The organism is Paenisporosarcina sp. P5_A11, from assembly GCF_056400705.1.
In genome coordinates, this window is the sequence record NZ_JBFUKT010000346.1 from 1 (window position 1) to 1,348 (window position 1,348).

The 1,348-nt window shown below is 39.9% G+C and carries 1 protein-coding gene; it reads left to right on the forward strand.

The genetic code is table 11. From position 1 onward, the window contains the following. Positions 1 to 1,348 (forward strand): PEP/pyruvate-binding domain-containing protein (locus AC1DOS_RS20125; protein ID WP_477538909.1); only part of this gene is annotated, 1,348 nt, incomplete at both ends.

The window sequence follows — 1,348 nt, forward strand, 5'->3', positions numbered from 1 at the left end:
TCTTTGGTTCTCGGTTTTCAGGAGATAGAAAAAACACAACTTTTGCTCGTTGGCGGAAAAGGGTTAAATTTAGGGAAATTATCAAAAATTCAAGGAATACAAGTGCCAGAAGGATTTTGTGTTACAACAGTGGGATATCAAAAAGCCATCGAACAAAACGAAACGTATCATGCTTTGTTGGATCGACTAACAATGCTAAAAGTAGGAGATCGAGATCAAATTGGTGAAATCAGCAGGAAGATTCGACAAATCATTATGGAAGTAGAAATTCCTTCCGATGTTGTGAAAGCAGTTACTCACTATCTCTCCCAGTTTGGTGATGAACATGCTTATGCAGTGCGTTCTAGTGCGACTGCTGAAGATTTACCACATGCCTCTTTTGCTGGTCAACAAGACACCTATTTAAATATCATCGGCAAAGAAGCAATCATGCAGCATATCAGCAAATGTTGGGCTTCCCTATTTACGGATCGAGCGGTAATCTACCGTATGCAAAATGGATTTGACCACAGTCAAGTTTATTTATCCGTTATCGTTCAAAGGATGGTTTTCCCACAGGCTTCAGGGATTTTATTTACCGCTGATCCGATTACTTCTAACCGAAAGCTGCTATCAATCGAGGCCAGTTTTGGACTTGGAGAAGCACTGGTCTCTGGCTTGGTATCTGCCGATTGTTATAAAGTACAGGAAGAGGAAATCGTCAATAAGATGATAGCAACCAAAAAATTGGCTATCTATGGACTAAAAGAAGGCGGAACAGAGACTCAGCAGATCGATCCCGATCAGCAAAAGACTCAAACACTTACTGAACAACAAATTTTACAACTAGCACGCACAGGAAGACAGATCGAAGCTTATTTTGGTTGCCCACAAGATATCGAATGGTGTTTGGTTGATGATACATTTTATATTGTCCAGAGTCGGCCAATCACTACTTTATACCCGATCCCTGAAGCGAATGATCAAGAAAATCACGTCTATGTATCTGTCGGTCATCAACAAATGATGACCGACCCCTTGAAACCATTGGGAATGTCTATATTCCAGTTAACATCTTTTGGACCAAGGTTTAAAGCTGGTGGAAGGTTGTTTGTTGATATCACACATAATCTAGCTTCACCTGTTAGCAGAGAAATTTTATTAGATACCCTGGGACAATCCGATCCGCTCATAAGAGACGCACTTATGACCATAATAGAGCGAGGAGATTTTATAAAATCGTTACCAAATGATAAAAAAGAACTGAGTCCCAGTAAAAGCAATAAAGGTATGTCGTCTGCGGGTTTTAAAGCACAAATCGAAAACGATCCGACAATCGTTTCTGATTTGATTAAGAGTAGTCAAACAT